Raw genomic sequence first — 25,502 nt, forward strand, 5'->3', positions numbered from 1 at the left:
TTTATAAAATCGTAGGTTTTTATGCACCCATTGCATGCCGATATTTTAGATGTCTCCCCTTTGGTATTAAAACACACTCATGTTGCGTCAACCTCAGATCAGGCTAATGCATACATTGAGCTAAGCCAGCAAATGGTTATCGATATCGGATTGGTTAATACACAGCTTGATTTAAATGTTGTGCAACAAGGATATGATGTGGCGATTAATGGCCAAGGGCTAATATTACCTTCAGGACAATTAAATTCAGAGCAGAAACGCCAATTATGGAAACTGTTAAGTGAATCCTAATATTAAGCACGACATACTTGCTCAGCTACCTGTATGTGAGCTTATGGCAATAGAAACGGCATGCCATGCTTTTCCTTGGACACAAAAAACGATGGAAGGCTGTTTAGCTGGACGATACTTTAATGGTGCATTGTATGTAGGTGAGCAACTTGCGGGTTTTTATGTGGGTGAGCGAGCAGGACCCGATAACACCTTAATGGATATTTGTATTGCACCTGAGTTTCAAGGGAATGGGTTAGCGAAAGCCTTGTTACAAGATTTTGTGACGCGTAGTGAGACAATGTCTGCTGAAAACTTGTTTTTAGAAGTGAGAGCATCAAATAAAGCCGCTATCGGCTTGTATGAGCAAGCTGGGTTTATTGAGTCTGGTATTCGTAAAAACTACTACCCGAGTAGTGACGGCAAAGAAGACGCGATATTAATGGCATTGGCGCTGTGCTTTATGGGCGGCAGTTAATTACGCGAGTTCTACGGGTTATACCTACAGCTGCTAATTCATACTTCAAAGCCACTCGGCATTCGATGCGAAGTTAGTTCGCAACTTTCAGTGGCTGTTGATTGGTGAGTGTATATTTAATTGCTTCAGTCAGGTTTAATAACGCATATTGCCACTGGGCTTTATTATTGGTTCGTAGACTCTGCTCTAAATCATCTGCCGCACTATGTACGTTCATAAAGCCAAAACATCCAGCACTGCCTTTTAAGCTATGAGCGAGCGCCCTGAGAGATTCCCACTCCTGATTATCGTAGTAAGTTTGTAGCTGAATAAGATAGTCAGGCAGCTTTTTGATATAGTTTTGGCTGATCTGCATAAACTTTTCACTTTGAAGTAAAGAATCCCATTGCGACTGGCTGGCGCCTTCTATCTGTAAATGTTCCAGTAAGACCGATCCTAACTCTGTTTTATCAATAGGCTTACCTAGGGTTGCATCACACCCTACTGCGAGATAGGTATCAACATCTTGTTTCATAACATTTGCTGTAAGGGCTATAATAGGTCCATCATAAGCCGCATGACGGAGCATTTCGGTGGCTTCTAAGCCGCCCATTACTGGCATTTGCATATCCATTAATATCAGTTGGTAATCGTTTACGAGTGCCTTTTCTACAGCTTCAGCACCATTGTTCGCGATATCTGGCGTGATCCCCCATGCTTGTAATAGCAGTGTAACCAAGACTTGGTTATCAGTGTTATCTTCTGCCAGCAAGATATGCGCATCTAGATGAGTGTTTGCTAACTCTTCAGAAACATTAGTCTCAGGTAGTGCTGTAGATAGCTCATAAGCGAGTTTATACTCGCTGTTTTTATAGTTACCAGCGATGCTAATGGTGAATCGGCTTCCAATACCTTGCTCACTATTTACCTCAACATCTCCGCCCAGCAGTTGTGCCAGGTTTTTTGAAATACATAACCCAAGCCCTGTCCCCCCAAAGCGGCGCGTGGTGGTGCTATCTGCCTGTTCAAAAGGTTTAAATACGCGGTCTATTTCAGCGTCAGACATACCAATGCCAGTGTCTTCTACAACAAACTGAAATTGCTGTAATGTTTCATTGAACGAGACTTTGATCTTAATGCCACCAAACTCGGTAAACTTCACTGCATTCGTCGCGATGTTTAATAAAATCTGCTTTAAACGGGTAATATCGCTATTCATGGTCCGTGGAAGCGGGAACTGGTATTCAACAGCAAATGATAAGAGCTTTTCTTGTGCCATAGGCGCTATGATTGAATTAATATCATCTAGCAGGGGCTGTAGTTTTAATTCATTTTTTTCGACGGCCAGCTTTTCGGCTTCGATTTTTGATAGGTCTAGAATGTTGTTGATGAGTTCTAATAGGTGCTTTGAATTGCGCAGCACAGTATCTAAGTGGTGGCGCGTACCTTGTGCATCAGGGTTGTGCAACAGTTGCTCTGTAAAACCCATGATTGCTGTAAGTGGCGTGCGTATTTCATGGCTCATATTTGCCAAAAAGCGGCTTTTCAATTCATTGGCTTGCTTTGCTTGCGTGATAGCGATACCCAGTTGCTTATTCATTTCTTCTAGAGCTCGGGTTCGGTTGTCTACCTTTTCTTCTAAGTGATGTTTATACTCTTCTAACTCCCCCTGAAAGTCTCTTATTTGCTTAACCATGTGATTGAAGTCATGAAATAACGTGCCTACTTCATCATTACCTTGTGTGGGGAGATACACGGATAAATCACCATCACCGACTCTATGACTCGCTTCACCCAATAACTCTATCGGGTTTAATAGTAAGTTGCGCACGACGATAAAGATTAAAATGGGCAATATAATGACTGACAAAATCACAATCAGCGCAGTGATCAGGCTAATGGCTTTACCTGAGTGATATAACAAAGACTTAGGGATTGCTGATAAATAATAATAACCGCCACTGAGCTGGACAGCGTAGAGCATCCGCTCGATATTATCTATACTATTGAGGTTAATCGCGTTCAGCGTGCCTTTGTCTGCTACATCATGAATTTGCTCTATTTCATCTGGCGATAGGTAGCTACCAAAAAGTTGCTTGTCTGAGCTAAATAAAATCTCACCACCATCGGTCACTAATAAGTTTAGGGTATTATCGTAGGCAGCTTCAAAAATGCTGGAGTTAATAATAGAAGGGTCAACTTTAACGATGATATAGCCTTGTTGATTAGGTTGTCTAAGTTGTAGGTTTACCCCATAAATACGTTGCACAAAATATAAGTGCGTTGTGCCTTTTTCCGTAGCAACCATAAACTGTTGCTGTCTTAAATTGTTGTTGATCATTTGACTATAAAATGGGTAATTCTGCGGTGCTTTATTTAAATTATTGGCGTGATAGGCCTGGCTTTTACCTGCAGGGTCAACCAAGTTAATACTTAAAATGTCAGGGTAAGCCTCACTGTAACTGGCAAATACATCAACAAGGGCACTGAGTCGGGACGTACTTGATACTTCATAAAAGCTATTGTGATTCAGAAAGTCCATTAATACGGGGGAATTTGATAGTAGCTTTGTCGTAGACTGGTATATTTCAATGTAGTTAAACATTTTTTGCTGTTGTTGTTCAACAAAGCGGCTAACGGTGAGCTTGGCCTGCTTTTGAGTTGAACTCGTTACATTAGTGAGGGTAAAACCACCAAGAAACAACAAGGGCAATATCACCAAGGGAGTGATATACCATAATAACTTAATACTCAACTTACTTGTTTTCATGGTGTTACATAGATATCCATATGATTGATCAGTATCAGAGATCATGATTGGTTTTCGACACTCTAATCCTAAGCCAATGCAGCATGTTTCACAAGAAAACGCGTTAGAGTAAGGTTAAATTGGTGTCTATTTTATGACGTTTCTATGAGAACAGTGGTATGTATATCAAGAGTATTAAATTAATAGCTTGCTATGGTATAACTTAAGCCCGTTATATCATATTGAGATGATAGCGCTTTGAGTTGGGGAAAAGAACTAAAACAGTAAAAGAATGTGCCCCAGCGGCGCGGATGCTGATATCAGCCCTTGAACCCTAAGGTTCAAGGCGGAACGCAACAGCTTACCGTAGGCTTCTCGGTACATGCCGAGCTTGCACAATAGTAAGCAAACTACGTCCCTAAATAAAGTTTATCGGCTCAGGGACTTAATCTGCTGTCCAACGCGCTAGGGAACCTAAACAGTATATAAAACATCTGCAATAGTAGAAACAATAAATATAAAATACTTATTCGTTTGCTGTTAATTTAGGCTGTGTCGCTAGTTTAGTAAACGGTGCGTTTGATTTTTAAGCTAGCACATACAATTGCTTGGAGTTGCTATACTTCGAGTGGTAGCATTAACCCACTAAATTGTGAGTGTAAGAAATACTGATGAGCGAATTAAAAGATTATACCCAAGCCCAATTGGTGCTAGAAAAAAACGACATATATGTAGCCCCTGCTGAAGTACATGGTGCCATCAGTGGTTTATTGGCTTGCGGACTGAAGATAGAGGCAAAAGAATACTTAGGTTTACTGAGTGATGTGTTCAATGAAGGGCAAAACTTTAGTGAAGAGTTAAAGCAGTTCTTTGCCGATATGTATAAACATGTCATTGAGCATTTTAATGAAAGTGAATTTCAGTTTGACCTTTTTCTCCCTAGTGAAGATGAGTCATTGCTAGATCAAGCCAATGCACTGGTTGCTTGGGTGTCTGGTTTTTTACTTGGTTTTGGCTTGAAGCAAAAAGATTATGGCAAGTTGTCGGCTGACGTAAAAGAAGTGATCAGTGACTTCACTGAGATCACTAAGCTTGATACGCAGTTTGATGACAGTGAAGAAGATCAGCAAGCTTTACATGAAATTGTCGAGTATATTCGGGTCTCTGCTTTGTTATGTTTTGCAGAGATGGGAAAAGAACCTGACGCCAGCGTAACTCCAAAGACACTACACTAATGATCACAATACAAGAATTCTTAGAACGCCGTACCCGAGTACTGGCACAATTAGATAATGACTCAGTAGCGATTATTCCAGCCGCTGTTGAATTAACGCGAAGCCGAGATACAGAATACGCATTTCGACAAGATAGCGACTTTTTTTACTTAACGGGCTTCAACGAGCCTGATGCCGTATTGGTGTTAAGTAAGGATAAACAGGGCAAAGGGGTAAGTAGCTTATTTTGCCGAAACAAAGACAAAGTTGCTGAAATTTGGCATGGTCGAAGAATGGGCTTTGAGCGCGCAAAAACAAACTTGCTGCTTGATGAGACTTACCCATTAAGCGAGCTCGATGAAGAGTTACTCCACTTAGTAAATGGTCATCGGGTATTGTATTTTGGTCAAGGTACCTATGCGGCGTTTGACGATAAAATATGGTCTTTGATGAACACACTCCGTGGCGCGCCTAAAAAAGGCTATCGAGCACCTGAGATCATCAAAGATATCCGCCCGATATTGCATGAAATGCGCTTATTTAAATCGGAAGCTGAAATTGCCGTGATGCGTAAAGCGGCACAAATTAGTTGCGATGCGCATAAGCGTGCGATGCGTTTTGCATCAGCTGAGGCGACTGAATATCAATTGGAGGCGGAAATCCATCATCATTATGCGATGAATGGCGCACGTCATCCTGCATATGGCACCATTGTTGGTTCGGGTAATAACGCCAATATTTTACATTACACAGAAAATAGCGATGACTTGCACAATGGTGATCTAGTGCTTATTGATTCAGGTTGCGAGCTAGAAGGGTATGCCGCTGATATTACCAGAACGTTCCCTGTGTCTGGTCGATTTAGTGAACCACAAAAAGTCCTGTATGAACTGGTATTAGCGGCGCAAGAAGCGGCATTTAAACACGTCAAACCTGGTGGTACTTTAGTCAAAGCAAACCTAGCAGCGATGAAAGTAATGACCCAAGGTTTGATCGACCTTGAAATTTTAGCGGGTGATTTAGATACACTGGTTGATAAGCAGGCATGCAAAGCTTTTTATATGCATGGCTTAGGTCATTGGTTGGGGCTTGATGTACATGATGTGGGTGAATATAAGCAGGATGAAGCAGACCGAGCTTTTGAGCCAGGTATGGTTCTGACTATTGAGCCAGGGTTGTATTTCGATGAAGATGCTGAAATTCCTGAGCAATTTAAAGGCATTGGCATTCGTATTGAAGATGACTTATTGGTTACTGGCGATGGCTTTGAAAACTTAACTGCCGATGTCCCAAAATCAATTATTGAAATAGAAGCCCTCATGCAACAGTAGGAGAGTCGGTTGCAACAGTTTGATGTATTAATTGTCGGTGGCGGTATGGCGGGGGCCACCGCTGCCTTGGCAATCAAAAAACAGTGTCCCACTTACCAAATTGCTATGATTGAAGCGTTTGCTTTAAATGAGCATGCTCATCCAAGTTTTGATGATCGCAGCATTGCACTCGCACAACAGTCGGCGTCATATTTGATGAAGCTCGGGTTATTTAATCCTCAATGGTCTTTTACACAGGCAATTCACCAAGTACATGTATCTGATAGAGGCCATTTTGGAAAAACTGATATAGATCATCAGGATTATAACTGTGATGCGTTAGGCTATGTGGTAGAGGTTAATCAATATGGGCACGAGCTACACCAACAACTGAAAAAGTCGGATATTACATTATTTTGCCCAACGACGGTGTGCGCACTCGAACAGCAATCGGAGCAGATCACGCTGACACTCTCTACTGATGAGGTATTGGTTGGTAAGTTATTGGTTGTGGCTGATGGGGCTAAATCCCCTACTCGCGAGCTATTAAAATTGGGCTTTGAAAGTACGCAGTATGAACAAGGTGCATTAATTGCAAACATTGAAGTAGCGGGGGGTCACAGTGGTCAAGCGTTTGAACGGTTTACCGAACATGGACCAATGGCTTTATTGCCGATGAGCCAAAACCGCTACTCACTCGTATGGTGTATGGAGAATAATCAGCTGCACGAGTATCAAAATATGAAAAGTGAGCAGTTTGTTGAAGCACTGCAAACAGCCTTTGGCTTTCGAGCTGGATTATTTACTCAAGTAGGAAGCAGAACATCGTATCCATTGGTACTTGGCAAAGTAGAGCAGTTAGCACATCATCGCTGCGTTATTATTGGGAATGCAGCACATGCCATTCACCCTATTGCGGGCCAAGGCTTTAATTTAGGTGTACGAGATATTCAGCAGCTGGTGTCAATAATGACATGCGGACCACTCGACAGATTGGGCGATTTCTCTTTTACTCGAGCATATGCAAAAGCCCAAGAGGCAGACATAAAGCAGGTGATGACATTAACGGATACCTTAGTTCGGCTATTTTCAAATAGCTCGCGTATGTTTGCTTTGGGGCGCAGCTGTGGTTTGCTGGCAATGGCGTTATCAACGCGGTTAAAAAGTCCATTGGCAAAACAATTGATGGGTCATGTGAACAAAGGAAGTAAGTAATGCAACAAGCGCAAGTATGTATTGTGGGGGGGGGTGCCGTTGGGTTGACTCTGGCGCTTGGCCTTGCAAAGGCTGATATAAATGTGTTGGTTATCGATAGTAATGGGGCACCTCAACCGCTGGCAGCGCAATTTGCTAATAGAGTAAGTGCGATTAGCTTAGCCAGCCAAAGTCAGTTTGAGCGGTTAGGTGTGTGGCAAGATATTGTTTCACAGCGTGCTACCCCTTATACCCATATGGATGTGCGCGATCAGGATAGCTTTGGTAAAATAGCATTTAATAATGTGGAATTAGATTTACCTGAGTTGGGGCATATTGTTGAAAACGATGCGATCCGTTACGTTTTATTTACCGCGCTTCAGCAGCTCGATAATGTGACATTGTGTTTTGACACGCGTTATCAAACTATTCATCAGACTGAGACTGATGTATTAATAACGCTTGAGTCCGGCATCCCTGTGATGGCTAAATTACTGGTAGCCGCTGATGGAGCAAATTCAGCGATACGTACTCAGTTTAAAATGCCACTGACATTTTGGGATTATGACCATCATGCTATTGTCGCGACGGTCAAGACTCAATTACCACACGATGCGACTGCTCGACAGATATTTTTAGATACTGGGCCTTTGGCATTTTTACCTCTAAAAGATGAACACCATCATTCAATCGTTTGGTCTACCTCACCTGAAGAAGCAAAGCACTTAATGGCGTTACCTGAAATTGAATTTAACAAAGCGCTTAATGTTGCTATTGATGGACAATGTGGTTTGTGTGAAGTAGCCGATGATAGAGCGGTATTTCCCCTAAAAATGCGTTACGCTCAGCAATGGCTTAATGGGAAAATTGTGCTGATGGGCGATGCGGCGCACACGATTCATCCATTAGCGGGCCTTGGCATGAACCTTGGATTAAAAGACGCTGAAGTATTGATTGAACAGTTAAGCAAAGAAGGCGAGTTTGCCACGACGCGCTCATTACGTGAATATGAGCGCAACCGTAAGCTGGATGCACAAAAACACATTGCTATGATGCAAGGCTTGAAAGAGTTATTTGAAGGTTCAAATCCAGTTAAAAAGCTGATCCGTGGAGTCGGGCTGAGCTTGGTTGATAACTTAGGCCCGATCAAGACTCTATTTGCAAAAGAAGCGGTAGGCAAGTAGGGCATGGTTCCTAAACTTTGCCCCCCCTGAACTTGACTCTTAAACTACGTCTCCCTGAACTTGATTCAGGGTCTATTGGTTTGAACTCCGCGTTTACGTTTTATTGGATCCTGATCTGCGTCAGGAAGAGGCGGTGGTGGGAGTTGATGTCTAAACTGCGTCTCGCTGAGTTTGACCCTTAAACTCCATCTCCCTGAACTTGACTCTTAAATTTTGTCTCCCTGAACTTGATTCAGGGTCTATTGGTTTGAACTCCGCGCTTACGTTTTATATGGATCCTGACCTGCGTCAGGAAGACGGCGGTGGTGGGGGTTGACGCCTAAACTACGTCTCCCTGAGTTTGACCCTTAATTTTGTTTCCCTGAACTTGATTCAGGGTCTATTAGGTTAGGCCCTAGCTGCTAGATCTATATTCTACATATTTAACTTAATCGCAGGGCAATAAACTCTGCTAATTTATCGACGGCATGAACAGACTCCGCAGAGTTTTTGACTAAGCAGATCCCAATGTCGCCGAGTTCTGGTAAATGCTTAGTGCTGGTTTGATAGTTAAGTTCATTAGGTACTGTGCTTTTTGCAAGTACAGTCACGCCTAGCCCTTCTTTTAATGCAGCGGTCAGCCCTGTTAAGTCGGCATTACTGTAAATAACACGGTGTTTAATGCCCGCTTGTTGCAGTGCTTCAATAGCACGGCGGCGATAAATACAGCCTTCTGGCGCGGTGACTAAGGTAACGACCTGCGCGCTATTTTTGATCAAAGACAGGTCGCCGACCCACACTAACTGATCTTGCATAAACACAGGGAATGGCTCTGATCCAGTTTGCTCGTTTAATGCTAACACGAGATCAAATTGATCTTGGCGAGATACTGAAAGCAAATGTTTACTCAAGCGAGATTTAACTTCAAGCGATACATCAGGGTATAAAGCAACAAAGTCGCCAATAATTGAAGGCAGTATACGGGCAGCGAATTCACTGGGAATACCTAAACGGACTTTACCTGTGACACTCTCTGAAGTGAATTGCTGTAAAATCGCGTCATTATGCTGCAGCATTTGTTTTGCAAGCGGCAGTAATAACTCACCGTATTGATTTAAAACCTGGCGTTGGCCTTGTTTTTTAAACAGCTTGCAATTGAGCATATCTTCAAGGCGCTTAATTTGTAAAGAAACTGCCGGTTGCGATAAACCCAGTCGTTCTCCCGCTTTTGCAAAGCCACCCACTTCAACCACGGTGACCAATGTACGCAGTCCATCAATAGATAAGTTCTTCATATTAATAAATACAATTTAATCTAGCTATTTATATAAGTATTATTTATCAATTGATAAATAATTACAATTTGTTGTTGCTTATCAGCCCCCATATACTCACAGTCAATGAAATTTTATTTAAGGTGTAGCAATGACTTTTGCTCCTACAATGTTTGCTAAACATCGCCAAGGCACAGCGCCTGCAGCCAATAGCATGGTTGCTACACATAACCTAGTTATTTTAGATTTTAGTGGTTTTGAAACTACGCCATTTTTAAATCAAGTACTAGGGCTTAACTTAAACAAACTGATGGCCCCAGGACTGGGCATCAAAGGTCAATTAGTAAGTGGTGAATATTTTGCCGTTTATTACTTTAGCGAAACGGCCTATCGCTTTGTTGTTGATGTGGAGTCGGTTACATCATTTAAAGCTTTAATCGGTCAGCATGAACATGACTATGATATTGAGCTGGTGGTGCGAGATGACTTAAATGTGAGCACGCTCAGTGGTCAACAAGCGTTTGACACCTTAGTGAGCAGCTTTGAGCTAACGCCGGGCATTCGTATATCTGACGAGCAAGCCTGCTATGGTCGACAAAGTGGTGAGGTGTTTGTTACCTCATTATTGGAAAGCGGTGAACAGCAATATCAGCTTATTGCGCTAAAGCCAACACTTGAAAAGTGGCAAGGCGTATTGCAGCAACAAGGCTTTAGCCTAAACTAACAAACAGATTAAAGAATAGGGGCTAGTAAGGCGATTTTGCGGCCCTTGTTACTATTGAATTAACCCCACCTCACTTTGAGGCAAGACTTATAGCGCATACTCTATAAGTTCAAATATGACAGTGAAGGAATGATATGACTTCTAAAACAGTACTACATGCAAAGCACATTGAAGCTGGCGCGAAAATGGTGGATTTCCACGGTTGGGATATGCCAATTAACTATGGTTCACAGATTGAAGAGCATAACGCGGTACGTACCGATGCCGGTATGTTTGACGTATCTCATATGACTATTGTTGATGTGAAAGGCGACGATGCCAAAGCATTCTTACGTAAGCTGGTTGCTAATGATGTAGCGAAGTTAACTGTTCCAGGTAAGGCTCTTTACACTGGCATGTTAAATGAAGAAGGGGGAGTTATTGACGACCTTATCATTTATTTCTTCACTGAAACGGATTACCGCCTAGTTGTAAACTCAGCAACGCGTGAAAAAGATTTGGCACACATTGCAGCAGTATCTGAAGGTTATGCAGTTGAAGTAACTGAACGCCCAGAGTATGCGATGATTGCAGTACAAGGCCCAAATGCCAAAGCAAAAACGGCTGAGGTTTTAGATGCGGAGCAAAATGCTGCTGTTGAAGGTATGAAACCATTCTTTGGTGTGCAAGCGGGGGATTTATTCATCGCTACCACAGGTTACACGGGTGAAGCAGGATATGAAATTGTGGTACACAATGACGGTGCTGCGGACCTTTGGCAAAAATTATTAGATGCAGGTGTTGCTCCTGCTGGCTTAGGTGCACGAGATACGCTACGTTTAGAAGCGGGCATGAACTTGTACGGCTTAGACATGGACGACACTGTGTCGCCATTGGCTGCAAACATGGCGTGGACGATTGCTTGGGAACCTGCTGAGCGTGACTTCATTGGCCGTAAAGTGGTTGAGCAACAACGTGCAGACAAAAGCACAGATAAGCTAGTTGGTTTAGTGCTAGAGAGCAAAGGCGTGTTACGTGCAGGCTCTAAAGTTATCGTAGAAGGTGGCGAAGGGGTTATTACTTCTGGTACATTCTCTCCGACGCTTGGCTTTAGTGTTGCTTTAGCACGTGTACCTCGCTCTACTGGTGAAACAGCACAGGTTGAAATGCGCAAAAAGCTAGTTGACGTTAAAGTAGTGAAGCCAAGCTTCGTACGTAACGGCAAGTCAATTATTTAATATTATAATAGGGCGGTGCGCCGCCTAAAAAACCGAACCAAAGGAACAAAAAATGAGCAATATTCCTAGCGAGTTAAAGTACGCGTCTTCACACGAGTGGGTTCGCGCCGAAGGTGATGGTACTTATACTGTAGGTATCACTGAGCACGCTCAAGAGCTTTTAGGTGACATGGTATTCGTAGAATTACCAGAAGTTGGCGATGAAGTTGATGCAGGTGAAGATTGTGCTGTAGCTGAGTCGGTAAAAGCGGCATCAGATATCTATGCACCAATCACTGGTGAAATCGTTGCTATTAACGAAGACCTTGAAGATTCACCAGAAACGGTAAACAACGACGCGTTCGGCGACGGTTGGTTATTCCGTGTTAAAGCATCTGATGAAGCTGAGCTAGGTAACCTGTTAGATGCAGAAGGTTACGCAAACTCAATCGACGAAGATTAATCGCCGAGTGAGTTTTTAAAAGCCCCAACCGGGGCTTTTATTGTTTTCAAACGCACACTTTAGTCAAGCCATTATCCTTGCTGTGTGCTGTTTAAAATTGATTACCATAGACCAATATAAACCCCGTTGGTTTATTGCAGTAAATATTATTTATATTTTTGGATCATAGGAATCTGGACTCATGTCAAACGCCAAATCTCTTGAACAGTTAGAGCAAAAGCAAGATTTTATTCGCCGCCATATTGGGCCTAGCCCAGCGCAAGTTAGCGATATGCTAGCTGCTCTTGAAGTATCGAGTGTTGAAGAGCTGATCGGTCAAACCGTCCCTGCAGCTATCCGTTTAGAGCAAGGTTTAACAGTCGGTGATAGCCGTACTGAAGTTGAAACGCTGAGCTACTTAAAGTCGGTTGCAAGCCAAAACAAAGTATTCAAGTCGTACATTGGACAGGGTTACCACCCAACACATGTACCAAACGTGATTTTACGTAACGTACTTGAAAACCCAGGTTGGTACACGGCATATACACCTTATCAGCCAGAGATTGCGCAAGGTCGTTTAGAATCATTACTTAACTTCCAGACTCTTACCATTGATATTACGGGTTTAGACTTGGCGTCAGCCTCATTGTTAGATGAATCTACGGCAGCAGCAGAGGCGATGGCACTGGCTAAACGCGTGTCTAAAGCGAAAAAAGCCAATGCATTCTTTATTGCTGAAGACGTTCACACGCAAACCATTGACGTAGTAACAACGCGTGCACAACAGTTTGGTTTTGACATCATTGTTGGCCCAGCAACAGACGCCGTAAATCATGAGATTTTTGGGGCGCTATTCCAATACCCAAGCACAACGGGTGAAGTGGTTGACATTAAAGACCTGATCGCACAAGTACAAGACAAAAAAGCGATAGCTTGTGTGGCCGCAGACATCATGAGCTTAATGCTACTTAAAGCGCCAGGTAAACTAGGTGCTGACGTGGTGCTTGGCTCTGCACAGCGTTTTGGTGTACCGATGGGGTACGGTGGTCCACATGCTGCATTCTTCGCAACACGCGACAAATACAAGCGTTCACTACCAGGGCGTATTATTGGTGTATCAAAAGACCGCTTAGGTAACGATGCACTTCGTATGGCAATGCAAACACGTGAACAGCACATCCGCCGCGAAAAAGCCAACTCAAACATTTGTACAGCGCAGGTTTTACTTGCCAACATGGCAGCATTTTATGCGGTGTACCATGGTCCACAAGGGCTAAAAACCATTGCGCAGCGTACTAACCGTTTTGCCAGCATTTTAGCAACGGGCCTTAAAGCAAAAGGCGTTGCACTGAAGCATGACACATGGTTTGACACGCTAACAGTGGTAAGCGCAGATAAAGATGCGGTAGTCGCCCGTGCAATTGCAGCAGAGGTAAACTTTGCAATTAACTATGCCGGTGAATACTCAGTCTCAGTGAACGAAACAACCACTCGTGCCGACGTAGCACAGTTGTTTGATATTATTTTAGGTGAAGGCCATGGTCTTGATGTAGACGCACTTGATTCTCAGGTTGCTGCTGATGGCATCACAGGTATTCCTGCAAGCCTAGTACGCGACGATGAAATTTTAACGCACCCTAACTTTAACTCGTACCACAGCGAGACTGAAATGCTGCGTTATATTAAGCGTCTTGAAAATAAAGATTTAGCGCTTAACCACTCTATGATCTCATTAGGTTCATGTACTATGAAACTCAATGCGACAGCAGAGATGATCCCAGTAACATGGCCTGAATTTGCAGAAATGCACCCATTCTGCCCGCTTGATCAAGCGCAAGGTTATCAAGTGATGATCAACGAGCTTAACGAGTGGCTGGTAAACATCACCGGATACGACGCAGTATCACTACAGCCAAACTCTGGTGCACAAGGTGAATATGCGGGTCTTATTGCGATTCGTAAATACCATGAGTCACGTGGCGAAGGGCATCGTAATATTTGCTTAATTCCTAGTTCAGCTCATGGCACAAACCCAGCATCAGCACAAATGGCCAGCATGAAAGTAGTGGTTGTTGCGTGTGACTCGCTTGGTAACATTGATATGGATGACCTACGCGCGAAAGCCGCTGATGTCGCTGAAAACCTATCATGTATCATGGTTACTTACCCATCTACACACGGTGTTTACGAGCAAAGCATCAAAGAAGTATGTAACATCGTGCATGAGCACGGCGGCCAAGTATATATGGATGGCGCGAACATGAACGCACAGGTGGGTATTACTAGCCCAGGTTCAATTGGATCTGACGTATCGCACCTTAACCTGCACAAAACATTCTGTATTCCACATGGTGGCGGTGGCCCAGGTGTTGGCCCAATAGGGGTTAAATCACACCTAGCAGAGTTTATGCCGAACCACAGCGTAATTAACGTGCCTGGTACGACTGAAGGCAATGGCGCAGTATCGGCAGCACCATACGGTTCAGCGGCCATTTTACCTATTTCATGGGCATACATCACGATGATGGGCTCTGAAGGCTTAAAGCAAGCAACTGAAATGGCGATTGTGAATGCCAACTACTTAACTGACAAGCTAAGTGAGCATTACCCAATTTTGTACCGTGGTCAAAACAACCGTGTTGCACACGAATGTATTGTTGATTTACGTCCAATCAAAGAAACGTCAGGTATCACAGAAATGGATATCGCGAAGCGTTTACAAGATTATGGTTTCCACTCACCCACTATGTCGTTCCCAGTAGCGGGCACATTGATGATTGAGCCTACAGAGTCTGAATCTAAAGTAGAGATCGACCGCTTTATTGAAGCCATGATCTCTATCAAGGGCGAAGTAGACAGAATTATCTCTGGTGAATGGTCTATCGAAAACAACCCATTGGTATTTGCACCGCACACCCAAGCTGACGTACTAGGCAATGAGTGGAACCGAGCGTATGACCGTTTCTACGCGGCATTCCCAGTACCAAGTGTAGCAAAAGACAAGTTCTGGCCAACAGTTACACGTATTGATGACGTGTTAGGTGATCGTAACTTAATTTGCTCATGTCTGCCGATAGAGACGTATGCAGAGTAATTGAGTGAGGTAGGTTGGGCTTTACGCCAAAACTCTACTTAAATTTAAAAGCCGCTTTGAGTGATCAAAGCGGCTTTTTTGTGGCTTGTTAAATAGAAGTAGGTATTTTAATTGTGTCTTCCTGATGCAGATCAGGATCCATTCTTAGCAGCACGTGTATCAAGGTCGTCTTCCTGACGAAGGTCAGGATCCATTCTTAGCAGTACTTGTATCAATGTCGTCTTCCTGACGAAGGTCAGGATCCATAAACAACTTGTAACAGTATTTTTTGGTCATCAACTATTACCTCTAAATTAACCCTTTGTCGCGTTGGCGACAGCAACCAAAGAGGGGCGGCCGCTGGCCCCTCTCTGGACTCACCCAGCGCCCCACCATCACGCTGATCTTCAAATAAATAATTGATGTGAACGTAAACGCCATGAAAGCACATCCATGTGCCAGCATGGCTTGAAGCGCATTGCCTATAGGGATTTAGGTACTTGGGATTTGTCGGGAACAAAATCCCGCCATGCGAGTGTATTACTCATCAATTATTTATTTTCAGGCGTGATAGAAGGGGGAGTGGTGTTATCTGTAAGCGCGGTGTTTCTAGTAAGAATATAGGCGACAGCAAGTTGTACTAATTTAGTTTTCCTGACGCAGGTTAGGATCCATGCTTAGCAGCACTTGAATCAATATCGTCTTGCTGACGCAGAGCAGGCTCCATTCTTAGCAGAGCTTGTATCAATATCGTCTTTCTGGTGCAGGTTTTAGCAGCACTTGTATCAATGTCATCTTCCTGACGTAGGTCAGGACCCATTCTTAGCAGAGCTTGTATCAATATCGTCTTCCTGACGCAGGTCAGGATCCATTCAAAGCAGCATTTATATCAATATCGTCTTCCTGACGAAGGTCAGGATCCATAAACCACTTGTATCAGTACTTTTTGGTCATCAACTATTACCTCTAAATTGACACTTTGTCGCGTTGGCGACAGCAATCAAAGAGGGACGGCTGTTGGCCCCTCTCTGCACCCAGCGCTCCATTATCATGCTGATCTTCAAATAAATAATTGATGTGAACGTAAACGCCATGAAGGCACATCCATATATCAGCATAGCTTGAAGCGTATTTGCGTTTGTCGGGCAAAAAATCCCGTCATGCGAGTGTATTACTCATCAACTACTTATTTTCAGACGCGATGAAGGAGTCTTTAAGATGTGTTTGTTATAGTTGGAATATCAACGACTCTGGCCCCTTTTCTTAAAGTACATACATAAAGGCCATTTAAACTTTAAATGGCCTTACCGACACATATACCATTTAGTTAAAAATTAAAACTCTTTAAACCATGATAGTGTGTAATAACGGCCTCTGGGGTTTGGTCCGCGATCATATCCTCTTGCAACATCTAAAAATGGGGGAGTTTCACCAAAAGGGTTTTGAATTGTTAAATTAAAACGGCCGTATTCATCTAGATCGTATCCTACATTGAACGTTTTTAAATCATAAGAGGGTGACCAGTCCTGTGCATACTCCCTTTCAACTCTATATTTATCTTTTTCTGGTACGTCTGTTAAATCTAGCTCAATATCATCATATGAGTTGAAGGCCTCACTGCCATAAGCGACAGTAAATGAAGACGTCCATTTGTCTTTCTTCCAATGAATACCAAAGGATTGTTTGGTTTCTAAGTTGTTATATCGGCCTATAGAGGGTGTCCATTCTTCATCACCTAAATATTGATCTTCACCTAGTGTTATTTCTGCCAAAGAATAGGTGACCCTAAACTTACCAATTGATGTTTCAGGAAACGCATAATCTAAATCTAAGTCGTAGCCTTGAGTACGAGTTTTACCAATGTTAATAATTATACTTTTATAATATTCAAGTACATGTGTTTCTGGATTACGTTGAATAAGATCGCCAAATAACTCACCATTTGTGCGTGCATTTTCGCGTAGCATCACTCGAGTTAAACGCTCTGGTGCATTTTCAATATCCACTTTCCAAAAATCTAAAGTTGCGGTCAGACCGGCTATGTAATCAGGTGTCCATACAAAACCCAAGTTACGAGATGTAGAAGTCTCGGGGTTTAAGTTTTCATTACCACCCATTTCAAACCCCCATTCATATGGGGCTGCCTCGGCTACTTTTCCACCAAAGCTTTGACACAAGGGGAGATCTTCCCACCCATTTTTACTGCAAGGATCAGAGGAGTTTGAATACCACCTGTCAGTAAATACCTCTCGACCACGATATAAGTCAAATAAAGTCGGTGCCCTAAAGCCCTCTGAATAGTTTGCTCTTACTAAAAGTTCCTCAACAGGTTTCCAATACACATTAAACGAAGGGGTGCTTGATGAGCCAGAGTCACTGTAGCTCGAATAACGCATTGCCACATCTAAAGTGAGATACTCAGCCAGAAAAGCATCGTTTAAGATCGGAAAGCTGGCTTCAAAATATGCCTCTTTAATTTTACGTTTGGGTGGCAGGTTACTGTCTTCTTGACCTAAGTTTCCGACCAATTTGTATTGGCCTCTTACCTTATCAAATTCATTGCTGGCTTCTTCGGTTCTGTATTCTGCCCCAATAGCTACCTGGATTGTACCTGCAGGTAACTCATACACTTCTCCAACAGCACTTAAGTTAAATGTGTTCGTGATAGCTTCATGCTCAGTCCAAATACCATCAATCATAATATTTTCAGGTAATTGACTGTTTAGATCTTCAATGTCTAGAAAGGGATTTAGCTCAGTACAATTATCTGCTGCTAAGCATGCTTCAGGGCCGCCGAAGCTATTTTGTAATAATGTTCTGTTAAGTGCTGTCGGGTAATCGGTTTTTGCTTTGTAGCTACTGTGAACAAGATCTGTCGACCAAGTCCAGCTTTCTGACAGCTCACCATTTAATCCAAAGCGAACATGAAGAGGTGTCATATTGGTTGTGGTGTTGCGTTTGTTTATGTCAGTAAGACGACGGTTCATTCTGACATCACGGCCAAATGGATTATATTTATTGTCTGCACTTACAAATAAATTTGAAACAACAGCGGCGGCTTCTTGCGCATAGTTTTCTTTATTAGCATAAAGAAGTTGAAAAGTGCCCTCTAATGAATCAGAAAAGTTATAATAAGAATTGAGTAAAATACTGAACTCAGTTCTTTTTGATGCATCGAGTGTTTCACTTTGGAAGTTATAACCATGAGCCTCTTTATATTGTTTCTCAGCTTCTGCTTGGGCGAGATCTTCTAATTGCCAGCATTTATCTCCAGCCTTGCCAGTATAGGTTGCAGAAAAGGGTGAAAAATCAGATAGACTACTGCCTTGAGTCCCGTTATTTCTGTGTAACATGTGATAAGTTGCGGTAGCTGTATCTTGATCACATTCGGCATAGGTGAAGTTACCATCAGGACTATAGATACTATTCCAATTTGTTCCTTCAAACCCCCCCCGCATTTTTTGATCGCGGCGATCCGGGTCGTAAAAGCTTCGATTCCCCCGATTAAATGTACCTATCTTTTTTGCTTCAGCACCAATTGTGAATCCACTGTTATTAAAGCTTTTACCACCAACAAAACTAAATGTATGAGTTGGCGCATCGTTGTATTCACTTATTCCCGTTGAGGCATTGACTTTAATACCGTCAAAGTCTTTTAACAATTGATAGTTAATAACTCCTGCTATTGCATCTGAGCCATATATTGCTGAGGCTGAGCCTTTTTTTATGTCAACACGTTGCAGCATCGTAGTAGGGATAACAGAGACATCAACAGAGCCATCTGTGTCTGCCGCCATTCTGACCCCATCCAACAGATTGAGCGTCCGTGCGTAACCTAACCCCCTTAATTGAACTTTTTGCCTGCCATCGTTGTTTCTTGCATCAGCCCCAAAGTTTTCATCGATAGAGACTTGATGCCCATTCATTGCTGGTAATCGGGTGAAAATATCTGTAATAGAGGATAATCCACTCAAGGCAATGTCTTCACTTGAAACACTGGTAATAGGTAAAGAGGATGTAAGTTCTGGCCTACTTAAGCGAGAGCCGGTGACAGCTATTCGCTCGACTTCTTTTACATCTTTTTTATCAGTGTCATCATTTGCATAAGTATTAGCAAGTGGCATAAAAAATAATGAGGCGGATAAAGCACTCTGGATAGGTGATAATTTAAAACGCATATGAACCCTTTGTTATAATTGTTGTTGTGAATTTATGGGGACAAATGTAATTAAAGTTAATTTTATTAACAAATGAATAATATTCATGTTGTCAAATATTATTTTTGAACTATATATTCCTAATTGTAATAATCGGGGCAGAGTCTGTACGATCCCCACGAAATAATTATACGTTTTAATAATCATATTTAACTGCCACATTTTCGAAGCTGCATAATTGCATTTAAGCAGCTTCGCATACACAGCCTTTCGCCTCTATCTACCTCGACACGTTGACCAATAAATTGTAATGACAGTATGTTGCCTGCTTTTAAAGAGTTAGCTTGATACTGTCTATGCTTATTCTTAAGTTTAGCCGTCATGCCTAAAATCATAAGAAACCAGTGTGCTAAGGTGGTGAGCAATACAAGCAAGAATAAACGGCTTTGAACGGTTGTTTTATTGTATGTGAACCCTTGACCAAAACGCCGACTTTTCATATCTCTAAACCCTTCTTCTATCTGCATTCGTAACTGGTAAATATTGACTTGCTTAATTGCAGAGTTACGTGAATAAGGAAGTGAGCTAGAGATAAGCCATGGATCCCTAGCAGACTTAATATGCACTTTTGCATGCTTTGATTGTTTTGGTTTTCCCGAACGATTGAGTGCTTTTCTACCTTTCGCTTTTTGCTTGTCGACAACAAGCTGGTACTTTAGGGGATTACTACGAGTAATGTAGCCAATAAATGTTTGAGCATGTAGTGTCGCTTTTCTGTAAACGTGTGTAATACATTGCCAGTTTTCATCGTCAACAGAATAGAAATTTGGCAAACGGGTTCTACCAACACAGTCCCAACCTTGTGCTAATACACTGCGAAACCAAGGTGTTTTAAAACTGGCATCCGTAACAATAATAGGCTGACAATCTCGCGGCAGTACTTGTGCTAATTTTTTAAGAAAATCAACGACACTGACCCCATTGTTCGAGACTTATGCAGAGTAATTGAGTATAGGTCGGGCTAATCCCCGACTTAGATTTTTAAAAACCGCCTTAAGCCATTAAGGCGGTTTTTTATGTGGGTGGGGTTTGAATATTTTTGGCTTTATCTACCTAGGTAGCAGCGATTTTATATCGCGACTTTTGAACATTTTCGTCATTCTGAACTTGTTTCAGAATCTATGTTTTGTTCACCACCTGTCTTCAATTGAACTCTTTGTCGCGTTGGCGACAGCAACCAAGGGGCGGCAAGTATTTCAATTTAGTAACGTACAAAAATTCACCCATGAAGCTTCTGCCTGTCGGCATCCATGCGTTCACTTCCTCGCGCTGCGAAATTTCGTTATGAGATTGAAATCAGGGAATGGTTAAAATCGAAAGAGTAAAATCAACGACTCTGACCCCATTGATTAAAATCAACGACTCTGACCCCATTGATTAAAAACGCTCAAAACAGCTGGCAAGACGGTAATGGGGGCTACATCAGCTATTAGCTCTGTTGCAGCAAATAAATTGGTGGGTAACCAAGCCAGTTTCCGCTGGGGGAATGTAGCTGCGTCGGCGTTGACTTCTGCCATTGCACCCGGAAATATGGGTGAGATTGGTAAGGGAATAGACAACCCACTCACAGGGATTGTACAATCAGGGATCCGATATGGTGCGGATAAATTGTTTGGTAATCAAGCGAGCTGGAACTTTGGTCATGTTGCAACGGATGCATTTGGCAATGCGTTGGGGAATAGTATTGTAGGTGGAATCCAACGCTCTGAAGCTGAGAAAAATAACCGCAATCGTTATATTGAAGCGATGGGTCAAAAACTCACCGCGGATACAGCGCGTAAAATTGACGGACAACTTGCAACAGACTTAAACAATTCGCTTAACACTACGATGCAGGGTGTTGATTCTTCAGTTGACCGTATGTTGTGGGCGATTAATCATAATCAACAAATTGATGCCAATGAGCAATTTGCGGCCGATGAGGCGAGAAGAGCTTCGAGACAGCAAGGGGTGGTTGATAGGGCTAATGGGTTAAGTGCTTCATTGTCGTCACAAGCAAGCGCATTAGAAAATAGGCACCGAAATCAGATCGCAGGCATTCAAGCAAGTGCAGATGCTGCTTTTGCGAAAGGTGTAGCGCGTGGTGAAGCGATGTATGCTGCGGGTGTTAGAAACCGTGAGAAGATTGGAATTGATTTACTCAAAGGTGTTGATGTTGAGGGCTACTTAGCATGGCGAGAATCTGAGGCTGTTCGTGCACAACAATGGAGAAAAGATAACCCCAATTGGTCTAGATTTGGTGACAACTTGTGGGATTTAGGCCAATCAGTTGTTAATAGCAGTATTTCAATCTGGAATACCGCAGTTGATATGTCTAGCGCCTACAGAAGACATGATAATTACACTGACTTAACTTTCGACTTAATGAAAAGTGTAGGTAGTATGGGCGCTGATTTAGGCAAAGTTGGTATTGACTTACTTGAGGTGGGTTTGTCAGCGACTATATTACCTATCTATCAAGAGTTAGGATATTTAGACGGTGGTGCTGTAGAGCTTGAAGCTGGAGCCTACTACACAAGCTCTTCAGGTTTAGGAACTGGGGGGGCGGCAACAATCGCTTTTAACCCAAATGGAACTGGCGGTACTGCATTTGCACATGACATAGGATTCGAAAGTTTTGTCCGTAAGAACACATTCTCATTTGATATGTCTCTAGCAACAGGAGACCAGATGAGAGCGGAAGATTTTCTAAATGGTTATGTGTTAGCAGGCGGAATGAACGTTGAGATACCAGCTGCTCGATCTCCATTTCTACCAAATAGTGTTGGTGTATTTAGGGGCAAGACTTATGATCTAGATCCGCTCCAATACGGGGTTGGTAAAAATAACCCCGCGAAATTAGATTTATATGGTGTTCAAATGGCTAAAAGTTTCGATTGGCCCAGCTTTATGTCTTCTTCTAGGAAGCCTATCACAGGTATTAGAAACTATGGTGTCTCGGGGCATATTGTTAGGCAACAGTCTTCTCGAAACTCATCGTGGGATTTAGGTAGTATGGGCGAGCTATTATATGGTTTCCAAAACATGCATTTTACCCAGTACAAATGGTTAACAAAGTAAACAAACGATAACATTAAAAGGAAAAGGTGGGCGTGTTTTAGCCCACCAAAAACTATGACAAGTTATACCACAATTTATTCACCAGCGATGACGAGTTCGCTAGATATCCATTTAGGATTAATGCACACAAGTGTTATCAGTACTGTATTGATAGCTGCATTAGTATTTATTTTTTATAAGCATAAAAAGTATAAAAACCAACTTAAAGCTTACCACACAGTTTTATGCATTGGCTGTATTTTTGCTTATATAACGTATCAAGCCACGACTTACAGTGATAAGTATGAGGTAAAAAAAGCCAATTATGTAAATTATGAGCATATAAATAACTTTCATAAGGTCAAAACATTTGAAGCGAAGCTTATTTCTACCGAAATATTGAGAGAAACTTGGCCGGGTAACAGGACAAATAGAGGTGAGGATGACTTATGGACAATCCTAAAACTGAATACCAGCAAAGGGGAATTTCATATTAATAATGAAGCAGGTTGGTTGAGATCACAAGACCCTACCATGCCACTGTGCTTTAAAGGTGATTTTATAGAACTGATTACGCCTTATGAAGGCTATGATATTAAGATGAGATATTACCATTCATATTCCACCTATCACAAAACAGATAAATCTAAGACTGTGTGTTTAGTCGACTTTAAAGTGAAAGGTAAAACTTAAGGTAAACACCTAACACAATACGGCTAGTTATTTTTGCTAGCCGATGCCTTTGGCAATGCGTTGGGGAATTCGATTGTATCAGGGTTAAGTAAATCTCCAGATTCGGCTACACAGGGTGTCAGTCAGAAAACTAAGCAACAAATTGAACAAGCGAAAAATACAGGTCAAAGTATTGACCCAGATGTAGCACAACAATACATGCAAGAGGTTGTAGCAGCTAAGAGTAAAGGTGGTGCGGTTGACTTAACTTTAGCGAATGCTGATGGTGGTTGGACTATCAGTGGTGCTGGGTATAATGATGCTTTCGTAAGTCATAGAGCATTTGACGATTACAGTTCACTTGTATCAGCACGAACAGGCTTAGCTGAAAACTTTGGTAGGATCAAAGGGGTCAGAGTCGTTGATTTAGGCTTCACTTGTGTTTGATGGGCTACACTGATGTAACGAAAAACTAATGGACTAGTTAAGTTATGGCACGTCTTCCTCGATTAAATCTTCCCAATATCCCGCAGCATATTGTTCAACGCGGTAACAATCGGCAAGTGACTTTTGTTGAAGCAGATGACTATGTTGTTTATTTAGAGAAGCTGAAGAACTACGTCAAAGAGTATGAGGTTAAAGTTCATGCATATGTACTAATGACTAATCATGTTCATTTACTGGCAACACCAACCACAAGTAATGGTGTGAGCAAGCTTATACAGTCTTTAGGGCGTTATTATGTTCGCTATTTTAACCAAACTTATAAACGCACGGGCACATTGTGGGAAGGGCGATTTAAATCAACATTAGTTGATAGTGACAATTATTTTTTAATTGTGAGCCGTTACATTGAGCTTAACCCTGTTAGAGCAGGCATGGTTCAGCACCCTGCTGAATATACTTGGTCTAGCTATCAGCATAATGCTGTAGGGAAGGTCATCGAGCTTATTACTGAACATGACTTATATGCGCAGTTAGGTACTAGACCAGAGCAGAGGCAAGCACAATACCGATCATTATTTGAAAGTCACATTGCGCCATATGCGCTTGGGGAAATAAAACAGCCACTGATAAAATGTGGGTACTTGGCAATGATAAATTCAAACAACAAGTTGAGGAAGTGTCAGGTAGAAGAGCCTCTCCTCTTCCCAAAGGAGGAGATAGAAAATCAGAGGCATTTTTAAAGTCAAAAGAGAAAAATCAACGACTCTGACACATAAATATATTCATATCAAAAAGCGCCTAAAAAGGCGCTTTGATATGATTAACCCCCGGTACTATAAATTGGTAAAGGGGGAGATGGTAATGCCTGTTGACGAATAGGGAGATCTGGCGAGCTCGAATGTCCTCCCCCATGAACTTGTTTTAATAGGTATTCATTTAGTATTTTCATAATTCAATTCCCTCGATTTAGCTTTTATCGTGTAAGTTAATAAACACCCCAATAGAGCTAACAGAATAAACAAAATAATGTTGTCTCTAAAGTAGAGCTTAAAGTAAGCGTTATCGATCCAATAGTATTTGTATGCTAACACTTCAAACCAAGTAATAAGGTTTACAACAACCGCCAATAAGAACATTAAAACAATCAAGCACTCTTGTGATGAAAGTCTTTGTTTTTCATATACTTGACGGTAAAACTCCATCCCTGTTTTGCTATAGAAGAATAACGCTAAGTCCTTACGATAAAGGATTGGAAATATAAAAACAATATTAATAAGAGCTTCAGAAATATAGTAGTGCGTATTCCATTGAATGGTGATGGGCAATACAGCGATGTTAAATAAGATAACAAAAAAGTAGCACAGCAAAAACCAACGAGCAGTAGGAACTTTCCAACTAAACAGCAGCCCTAGAGCCACTATAAATGGGTGAGCATGATCTGCAATCGTATAAATATCATACATTGGATTTATTCCTTTTTTTGTTCTTCAATAGGTACATCTTCAATGTTCGAATTTTTTAAATCAAATACATTGCTCAAGTCTTTACCAAAAATTAAAAACAGCTCAAAAAGCTGAGTACAGGTCATTTCAGTTTTGCCTGATTCATAGTTACTGACACTTGCTTGATCAACACCTAACTTTTCCGCTAATTGTTTTTGAGTCAATTTTTTTTCGAGTCTCATTTGTCTGATTGAGCGTTGAACGTACAGCTTAAAATTATTCGTTTTTTTCCTTCTTGTACTTTTAATCACACGCTTGTACCTACTCCTTATTCCATAAGCGAAAACTATCAGCTAAGTAACTATATGGCAATCATTTGTTAACAATCAGGGTGTAAATTGAGTATTTTATAAAGATTTTTATACAATAGAGTAATCAGACTGATCAAAGTAACCAAAGGGGGAAATAAAACAGGGTCATCAGTGACGCGCTCTTTTTTATATTTCTTTTTTACTTTCTGGTCAGTTTATTTCATAAAATCAAAGGGGTCAGAGTCATTGATCTTCATTGAAAGTATTTAGCACTAACTAATTTTTAAAAGTTAAAAAGTGAGCAAGGC

The 25,502-nt window shown here is 41.8% G+C and carries 20 protein-coding genes, 1 other RNA gene and 2 pseudogenes; 14 read left to right on the plus strand and 9 right to left on the minus strand.

Going from position 1 to position 25,502, the window contains the following annotated elements:
- The first annotated feature begins 21 nt into the window (after positions 1-21).
- Complete coding sequence (locus CWC18_RS13140) at positions 22-291, plus strand: hypothetical protein (protein ID WP_138675410.1); 270 nt, start codon at positions 22-24, stop codon at positions 289-291.
- Positions 281-748 (plus strand): ribosomal protein S18-alanine N-acetyltransferase, encoded by a 468-nt coding sequence (gene rimI, locus CWC18_RS13145; RefSeq protein ID WP_432760764.1) that lies wholly within the window; start codon positions 281-283, stop codon positions 746-748. The genes CWC18_RS13140 and rimI overlap by 11 nt, the downstream gene beginning before the upstream one ends.
- Before the next feature lie 73 nt (positions 749-821).
- Here rimI and CWC18_RS13150 read toward each other — a convergent pair whose 3' ends face one another.
- Together CWC18_RS13150 and ssrS are read right to left on the minus strand one after the other, a co-directional pair.
- On the minus strand, positions 822-3,497 hold the full coding sequence (locus CWC18_RS13150) for an ATP-binding protein (RefSeq protein WP_138675411.1): 2,676 nt from the start codon (positions 3,495-3,497) through the stop codon (positions 822-824).
- A 271-nt stretch (positions 3,498-3,768) separates the two neighbouring features.
- Positions 3,769-3,951, minus strand: a non-coding RNA gene (gene ssrS / locus CWC18_RS13155) — 6S RNA.
- A 196-nt stretch (positions 3,952-4,147) separates the two neighbouring features.
- On the opposite strand from ssrS, the gene CWC18_RS13160 reads away from it, so the two are divergent.
- From CWC18_RS13160 to CWC18_RS13175, 4 genes are read left to right on the plus strand one after another with little or no spacing between them, the layout of a single operon-like run.
- Positions 4,148-4,711, plus strand: coding sequence for a UPF0149 family protein (locus tag CWC18_RS13160; protein ID WP_138675412.1), 564 nt, complete (start codon positions 4,148-4,150; stop codon positions 4,709-4,711).
- Positions 4,711-6,021, plus strand: coding sequence for a Xaa-Pro aminopeptidase (gene pepP, locus CWC18_RS13165; protein ID WP_138675413.1), 1,311 nt, complete (start codon positions 4,711-4,713; stop codon positions 6,019-6,021). Before CWC18_RS13160 ends, pepP begins: the two co-directional genes overlap by 1 nt.
- 9 nt (positions 6,022-6,030) lie before the next feature.
- Positions 6,031-7,215 carry a 2-octaprenyl-6-methoxyphenyl hydroxylase gene (ubiH, locus tag CWC18_RS13170; protein WP_138675414.1) on the plus strand — a complete coding sequence of 395 codons (1,185 nt, stop codon included), beginning with the start codon at positions 6,031-6,033 and terminating at the stop codon, positions 7,213-7,215.
- Positions 7,215-8,378 carry an FAD-dependent monooxygenase gene (locus CWC18_RS13175; protein WP_138675415.1) on the plus strand — a complete coding sequence of 388 codons (1,164 nt, stop codon included), beginning with the start codon at positions 7,215-7,217 and terminating at the stop codon, positions 8,376-8,378. The genes ubiH and CWC18_RS13175 overlap by 1 nt, the downstream gene beginning before the upstream one ends.
- 422 nt (positions 8,379-8,800) lie before the next feature.
- On the opposite strand, the gene CWC18_RS13180 is transcribed toward CWC18_RS13175, so the two are convergent.
- The gene (locus CWC18_RS13180) at positions 8,801-9,652 is read right to left on the minus strand and encodes a LysR family transcriptional regulator (RefSeq protein ID WP_138675416.1); all 852 of its coding nucleotides are present in this window, start codon (positions 9,650-9,652) and stop codon (positions 8,801-8,803) included.
- A gap of 130 nt (positions 9,653-9,782) precedes the next feature.
- Here CWC18_RS13180 and CWC18_RS13185 point away from each other — a divergent pair, with 130 nt between their 5' ends.
- The 4 genes from CWC18_RS13185 (at position 9,783) to gcvP (ending at position 15,087) form a co-directional block, all read left to right on the plus strand.
- Positions 9,783-10,355 carry a hypothetical protein gene (locus tag CWC18_RS13185; RefSeq protein ID WP_138589833.1) on the plus strand — a complete coding sequence of 191 codons (573 nt, stop codon included), beginning with the start codon at positions 9,783-9,785 and terminating at the stop codon, positions 10,353-10,355.
- Positions 10,356-10,489: 134 nt separating this feature from the next.
- Positions 10,490-11,572 carry a glycine cleavage system aminomethyltransferase GcvT gene (gcvT, locus tag CWC18_RS13190; RefSeq protein WP_138675417.1) on the plus strand — a complete coding sequence of 361 codons (1,083 nt, stop codon included), beginning with the start codon at positions 10,490-10,492 and terminating at the stop codon, positions 11,570-11,572.
- A 52-nt stretch (positions 11,573-11,624) separates the two neighbouring features.
- Positions 11,625-12,014, plus strand: coding sequence for a glycine cleavage system protein GcvH (gene gcvH, locus CWC18_RS13195; protein ID WP_010362541.1), 390 nt, complete (start codon positions 11,625-11,627; stop codon positions 12,012-12,014).
- Positions 12,015-12,195: 181 nt separating this feature from the next.
- On the plus strand, positions 12,196-15,087 hold the full coding sequence (gene gcvP, locus CWC18_RS13200; protein WP_138675418.1) for an aminomethyl-transferring glycine dehydrogenase: 2,892 nt from the start codon (positions 12,196-12,198) through the stop codon (positions 15,085-15,087).
- Between the two features lie 643 nt (positions 15,088-15,730).
- Here the strand turns inward: gcvP and CWC18_RS21050 are convergent.
- The 3 genes and pseudogenes from CWC18_RS21050 to CWC18_RS13210 all read right to left on the minus strand — a co-directional run.
- Positions 15,731-15,907, minus strand: coding sequence for a hypothetical protein (locus tag CWC18_RS21050; RefSeq protein WP_171041106.1), 177 nt, complete (start codon positions 15,905-15,907; stop codon positions 15,731-15,733).
- 493 nt (positions 15,908-16,400) lie between these two features.
- Positions 16,401-19,244 (minus strand): TonB-dependent receptor plug domain-containing protein, encoded by a 2,844-nt coding sequence (locus CWC18_RS13205; protein WP_138675419.1) that lies wholly within the window; start codon positions 19,242-19,244, stop codon positions 16,401-16,403.
- A 188-nt stretch (positions 19,245-19,432) separates the two neighbouring features.
- Positions 19,433-20,176, minus strand: a pseudogene (locus CWC18_RS13210) (IS4 family transposase); the annotation flags it as partial.
- Between the two features lie 517 nt (positions 20,177-20,693).
- Here CWC18_RS13210 and CWC18_RS13215 point away from each other — a divergent pair.
- The 4 genes and pseudogenes from CWC18_RS13215 to CWC18_RS13230 all read left to right on the plus strand — a co-directional run bounded on the left by CWC18_RS13215 (position 20,694) and on the right by CWC18_RS13230 (position 24,210).
- Entirely contained in the window at positions 20,694-22,343 is a 1,650-nt protein-coding gene (locus CWC18_RS13215; protein WP_138675421.1) for a hypothetical protein, read from the plus strand.
- A 147-nt stretch (positions 22,344-22,490) separates the two neighbouring features.
- The gene (locus tag CWC18_RS13220) at positions 22,491-23,015 is read left to right on the plus strand and encodes a hypothetical protein (protein ID WP_138675422.1); all 525 of its coding nucleotides are present in this window, start codon (positions 22,491-22,493) and stop codon (positions 23,013-23,015) included.
- A gap of 33 nt (positions 23,016-23,048) precedes the next feature.
- Positions 23,049-23,441: a hypothetical protein gene (locus CWC18_RS13225; protein WP_138675423.1), complete on the plus strand. Its 393-nt coding sequence runs from the start codon at positions 23,049-23,051 to the stop codon at positions 23,439-23,441.
- A 44-nt stretch (positions 23,442-23,485) separates the two neighbouring features.
- Positions 23,486-24,210: pseudogene (locus tag CWC18_RS13230) on the plus strand (transposase).
- 51 nt (positions 24,211-24,261) lie between these two features.
- Here the strand turns inward: CWC18_RS13230 and CWC18_RS21760 are convergent.
- Genes CWC18_RS21760 through CWC18_RS13240 form a run of 3 tightly spaced genes read right to left on the minus strand, consistent with a single transcriptional unit; the run spans position 24,262 to position 25,194 of the window.
- Positions 24,262-24,390 carry a hypothetical protein gene (locus tag CWC18_RS21760; protein WP_283235298.1) on the minus strand — a complete coding sequence of 43 codons (129 nt, stop codon included), beginning with the start codon at positions 24,388-24,390 and terminating at the stop codon, positions 24,262-24,264.
- Complete coding sequence (locus CWC18_RS13235) at positions 24,374-24,904, minus strand: hypothetical protein (RefSeq protein WP_138589823.1); 531 nt, start codon at positions 24,902-24,904, stop codon at positions 24,374-24,376. The genes CWC18_RS21760 and CWC18_RS13235 overlap by 17 nt, the downstream gene beginning before the upstream one ends.
- A 5-nt stretch (positions 24,905-24,909) precedes the next feature.
- Positions 24,910-25,194, minus strand: coding sequence for a helix-turn-helix transcriptional regulator (locus CWC18_RS13240; protein WP_138589822.1), 285 nt, complete (start codon positions 25,192-25,194; stop codon positions 24,910-24,912).
- Positions 25,195-25,502: the final 308 nt, after the last annotated feature.

It is taken from the genome of Pseudoalteromonas aurantia, assembly GCF_005886875.1.
Classification (GTDB): domain Bacteria; phylum Pseudomonadota; class Gammaproteobacteria; order Enterobacterales; family Alteromonadaceae; genus Pseudoalteromonas; species Pseudoalteromonas aurantia_A.